Origin of the sequence: Intestinibacter sp. (genome assembly GCF_051866655.1) — a bacterium.
Classification (GTDB): domain Bacteria; phylum Bacillota; class Clostridia; order Peptostreptococcales; family Peptostreptococcaceae; genus Intestinibacter.
This window is the reverse complement of record NZ_JBJDXL010000174.1, coordinates 1-5300: the sequence shown is the minus strand read 5'-3', so window position 1 is coordinate 5300 and position 5300 is coordinate 1. Positions and strand designations below refer to the sequence as shown.

Genomic DNA, 5300 nt, shown 5'->3' with positions numbered 1-5300 from the left:
GAGAGTATATCACTTATAGGATTTAATTTGAATTAAAATACAGGCTATTGAACAAAAGATACTTAGATACAAGTGATTGTATTTAAGTATCTTTTTTAATTTAAAGTGAAAATAATATATGATAAAATAAAATAAAAAAATACTATAATTTGGAGGAAAGTAAATGGATTATGAAATAAAAGGAAATATAGTACCAAGTGTAGAGATAAACCTTACAAAGGGAGAGTCAGTATTCACTCAATCTGGAGGGATGTTCTACCAAACAGATGGAATAAGAATGGAGACAAACGCAAAGGGTGGTTTTCTAAAAGGTATTGGAAGAATGTTTGCTGGAGAATCTTTTTTTATGGTAACTTATACAGCTGAAAGAAATTCAAAAATTGCGTTTGCATCAACAGTTCCAGGAACAATAATCCCTGTCGATGTAAGTAATAATAACAACTTCACTATACAAAAGGGCGCGTTTTTGGCAGCTGAAACTTCTGTAGATTTAAAGACTACCTTTAATAAAAAGGTGGGAACAGGATTTTTCGGTGGAGAAGGATTTATACTTCAAGAGCTTAGAGGTCATGGTATGGCGTTTTTAGAAATAGATGGAGATGCAATTGAGATAAATTTAGCTCCTGGTGAAGTTATAAAAGTCGACACAGGAAATCTTGTTGGATTTGAAAGCAGCGTTTCATATGAAATTGAAACTGTAAAAGGCGTTGGAAATATACTATTTGGCGGTGAGGGCTTGTTTTTAACAAGACTTACAGGACCAGGTCAAGTCGTACTTCAAACTATGAATATTAATGAATTTGCGCTTAAGATAGGCTCTTTTATACCTACTAGCTCTAACTAATAAATAGCGTTTTATGTAAAATGCACTATACTTGTAGAATTTGCTATAAGTATAGTGTATTTTTTTAGTATTTTATAGAATTTGAATAAGTTATTTGTAGCCAATAGTCGGTTATTTGATATAGACAACCGAGTAAAATTCGCTGATCCTGATTTTGTATTTCACTAGGAATTTTGTTATTATATCTAGAGTAATGTATTTGATTATTAGACAAAACTCTGATAACGTGCATATAAGACGTTATCCATGGTGAAACATATCCCTGTCTCAAGTAAGAATCTATAGAGATTTGTAATCCTTTATCGGAGTCGTCCCAAGGTAGTTGTTCTGCTAAAAGAACTTCTACTATTTTTCTAGAGTAGCTGCACAGTTCAAAATATCTCAGAGACTTTCTCTTTATCTGATTGTAGAAATCGTGTAGTATTTCATAGTTGATATTGAGGTTGTTGTTTTTCTTAAGCTTGATTAATTTGTATATATTGTCCTCTAGCTTTTTTAAAACCTCTTTATTGTAATCATCTAAGAAAATATCTCTAGTTTGAGTTTCGCTTCTATCTAAATATTTATTTAAGGCGATATCTAATTTATGAGCTTTTAGTTTGTTTTTCTCGACTAAATAGATTTTAGATAGAGAAGGTATATTTTCTAGACATTTTTCGCATTGTTTTAGTTGTAATTCTAGATTTGACTCTATCGATAGATTTAAATAGCCTGTGCCCAACAAAGGCATTGCGATGCTTTTTATAGGGATGTTTAGTTTTTCAATTAAAGATAAAAATGGAAGTATAGCCTCAAATGATTTGTTTGGGTCGCCTCTTTTATCGAATTCTACGCAGACAAATCTTTTGAATTTAAACTCTATATTGTCTAATTCATTAGATATCCATATATGTAATTTTTTTCTTAAATCTATATACGGGTCTTTTGATAATTTATAGATATCTATATTTTTATCGATTAACGCCTTGACTAGTGTACCTTCTGTAGGAAGGTAGTGATAGCTGACGGCAGATAGCACTAGTATATCAAATGGTTTACAAAAATCTGTCAGATCTCCCTCATGGATTTCAATTGATTTTCTTCCGTAAATAGTCTCTATTTCATATGAATTAATTAGATTACAGCACATAAAATTCCCCTCGTTTTTAAGTTTAATTAAATTTATTGTAGCAGATTTTATGTGCTTTAGTGAAATTTATAATAAAATTGATTTAACCGAATATCCTAGATAAAAAACCAGTGTGTTCATTTAATATATTTAGACCTATAAATATCAAGATAATCCCACCGAGTATTTGAGCGTAGTTTTTGAATACACCGCCTAGCTTTTTACCTATTAAAACTCCTATAAAGCAAAATGAAAAGGTAATGGCGAATATACTAAAACAAACTGGAAAAATAGATATACTTAAAAAGGCAAAGCTAACTCCGACAGCTAGAGCGTCGATGCTTGTAGCTATTGACAATATAAAAATTTCTCTGTTGTCGATTGTATTTATATTTTCTAGATATTTTTGTTTTTCTTCTTCATCTTTAAATTTTATGGTTTCTGTCTCAACAGCTTCAAATATCATTTTAAGTCCGATAAATGACAGTAAAAATAAGGCAATCCAGTGGTCTACAGACTTTATATAGGATTCAAATCTAATTCCTAAAAACCATCCGATAAACGGCATCAAGCCTTGAAAAAATCCAAAAGAAAAAGCAATTTTAAATGCCAATTTAGAGTTTATGTTTTTTAAAGTCATGCCCTTGGTAACAGACACAGCGAATGCATCCATCGAAAGCGCAAATCCGGTTAAAAGTATATTTAACAAACTCATATATAGAACCTCCTCAAAAAAGTAGTTATAGCTCAAAAATTTAAAGTGAATTTAGGTATATTTTTTGAGATTATAGAAAAAATATACATAGAAGTAAAATGTAAATAGTTTATGTATTATTAAATAATTTACATATAAGGAATATATAAATAAATATGAAAAATTTTTTTTATGTATTCTTCAATAAAATATAAAAGGAGCGTTTCAGATGAAAAAATGGGTATGTATTGTATGTGGATATATATACGAGGGAGAAGAACCACCGGAAAAATGTCCTGTCTGTGGTGTAGGTGCAGATAAATTTCAAGTAAAAACCGATACATTGAATTGGGCAGATGAGCATCATATAGGAGCTGCAAAAGGTATAGATGAGGATTTGGTAGAAGATTTAAGAGCAAACTTCATAGGTGAATGTACAGAAGTAGGTATGTACTTAGCTATGGGAAGAGTTGCCGATAGAGAGGGATATCCTGAAATTGGAGCAGCATATGATAAAATCGCATTTGAGGAGGCAGTACATGCTGCTAAATTTGCTGAATTACTAGGAGAGGTAGTAGAACCATGTACAAAGTCTAATTTAGAGGCTAGAGTTGAGGCCGAATACGGAGCTGCTGAAGGTAAATTAAAAATAGCTAAAAAAGCTAAAGAATTAGGACTTGATGCAATTCACGACACAGTTCACGAGATGTGCAAAGATGAGGCTAGACATGGAAAGGCATTTTTGGGACTTCTTAAGAGATATTTTGGCTAATTAAAAATATAGTAAAATTAATAGCTTAAAATATTTTAAAAGGCAATATGAAAAGAGGTTGTTAGGTCATATCATTTCTCTAACAACCTCTTATTATTATTTTTTAATTAATAAATTCAATAAGCTGGAAGCTATGTCTGTTGTAATTCTCTTTTTTTCCAGCTCACAAAACCATACATATCATTCAAAAAGAAAATTATAAAATTTACCACAACAGGAATATACATAGGATTTTCAAATGAAGCTAAAATCCACATGATAATCAGCACAATATCGTTCGATGCATAACCCAATGCATAGTAAGATGATCTTAGCATTGTGAGAGATGCTGCAATAAAACTTGTTATAATTGAAATTGTACTAAATACGATATTTGGTGTATTTAATGCAGAGAGTATAAAATAAAATAATATCGTCACTGCAATACTAAATATAACAAGAAGTATTATGTGATTTCTGTTCAATTTTTGGATTGCCACTTCGTTTCCATTTTCTTTAGATGGATTTCTAATCCATGTGATAGTTGACCATATTGACATTGGCATAGTCATTCCTAAATAAGTAATCATCTCACCCCAATAATGAAAACGAAATGAAATGATACCATAAAGAATACTAAACACAATCATCAGGATTTGTGCCCATACATTTCCTTTTGCAGCAAAAATTAAAGAAGTAACACCAATCAATGCCGCTGTAAGTGTAAGAAGATCCAAGTCTGCGGTTACAATGTTGGAAATAAAAACAATGATCAGTGAGCCGATCCAAATTCCCCATTCTCTTTTCGATAACTCTTTAATTGGATTATTCATTTTTAGTTCTCCTTAAATCTATGATATTTTGTTCTGTAGATATAAGGCTAGTTTTAGGGTCTAATATTGGTATTTTTATGTTATTTAAAATCATAATTGTCTCCTATAATTCTGATTTGTTTGAATCAATTATATCATATTTTTGTAAACTAGTTATTCAAAGGCTTTTGATACTTTTTCTAACCATGATGTAATTTCAATCTTTTGAGGACAATTTTTCTCGCAGGATTTACATTTTATGCAATCTGACGCTTTGCCATTTATTGAACTAATCTGATTATAAATCGGTTTAATTTTCCAATCTTCTTCTGGATATCTGTAGTATTCGTTATACAAATCAAAATACTCTGGAATTGATATATTTTGAGGACAATTATTTTTACAATAGCTACATCCTGTGCAAGCAATAGCAGTTTTATTATTGATAATTTGGCATACATCTCCAATCGCTTTTAATTCTATATCATTCAAAATAGACATATCTTTCATATTATCGTCTATCTGTTCTAAAGAATTCATTCCACTTAGAACAATTTCTACTTGATCTAAAGATTGTGCAAATCGTATAGCCCATGAGGCAGTGCTTTTTTCTGGATGTATTTTTTTAAAAATTTCATCCGCCTCTTTTGGAAGATTTGCGAGAGTTCCACCTTTTACAGGTTCCATTACTATAATCTGTTTATTGTGTTTTTTTGCAACTTTATAGCATTTTTCAGCTTCTACAGATGGACTTTTCCAATCTAAGTAATTAATTTGTAGCTGAACATAATCGACCTCTGGATGATTTGTCAAAATTTTATCCAATAATTCTGCATTATCATGGTATGAAAATCCTATTTTTTTTGCTTTTCCTTGTTCCTTTAACTCTTTTAAAAATTCAAATTCATCGTATTTTTGACAAATATCGTAGTGATCTTTATTTAACCAATGAAGCATGTAATTATCAAAATACGTAACTCCACAACGGTTTAATTGTTCTTCAAAATATTTATAGCATTCTTCATGAGATTTTACTTTCCATGTTGGAAGTTTGTCCGCTATTAGAAATGATTCTCGCGGATGTCTTTTTA

6 protein-coding genes are annotated in these 5300 nt (G+C 30.5%); 2 read left to right on the top strand and 4 right to left on the bottom strand.

The window, feature by feature from the left end:
* Nucleotides 1-163 precede the first annotated feature (163 nt).
* Nucleotides 164-844, top strand: coding sequence for a TIGR00266 family protein (locus ACI3VO_RS05325; protein ID WP_290691881.1), 681 nt, complete (start codon nt 164-166; stop codon nt 842-844).
* A 64-nt stretch (nt 845-908) separates the two neighbouring features.
* On the opposite strand, the gene ACI3VO_RS05320 is transcribed toward ACI3VO_RS05325, so the two are convergent.
* Together ACI3VO_RS05320 and ACI3VO_RS05315 are read right to left on the bottom strand one after the other, a co-directional pair.
* Nucleotides 909-1973 (bottom strand): hypothetical protein, encoded by a 1065-nt coding sequence (locus ACI3VO_RS05320; protein WP_439756916.1) that lies wholly within the window; start codon nt 1971-1973, stop codon nt 909-911.
* Nucleotides 1974-2055: 82 nt separating this feature from the next.
* Nucleotides 2056-2667 carry a manganese efflux pump MntP gene (locus ACI3VO_RS05315; protein ID WP_439756915.1) on the bottom strand — a complete coding sequence of 204 codons (612 nt, stop codon included), beginning with the start codon at nt 2665-2667 and terminating at the stop codon, nt 2056-2058.
* Nucleotides 2668-2875: 208 nt separating this feature from the next.
* On the opposite strand from ACI3VO_RS05315, the gene ACI3VO_RS05310 reads away from it, so the two are divergent.
* Nucleotides 2876-3418: an NADH peroxidase gene (locus tag ACI3VO_RS05310; protein ID WP_439756914.1), complete on the top strand. Its 543-nt coding sequence runs from the start codon at nt 2876-2878 to the stop codon at nt 3416-3418.
* Between the two features lie 131 nt (nt 3419-3549).
* On the opposite strand, the gene pnuC is transcribed toward ACI3VO_RS05310, so the two are convergent.
* Nucleotides 3550-4230 (bottom strand): nicotinamide riboside transporter PnuC, encoded by a 681-nt coding sequence (pnuC, locus tag ACI3VO_RS05305; protein ID WP_439756913.1) that lies wholly within the window; start codon nt 4228-4230, stop codon nt 3550-3552.
* A 153-nt stretch (nt 4231-4383) separates the two neighbouring features.
* Nucleotides 4384-5300 (bottom strand): aldo/keto reductase (locus ACI3VO_RS05300; RefSeq protein ID WP_439756912.1); only part of this gene is annotated, 917 nt, incomplete at its 5' end.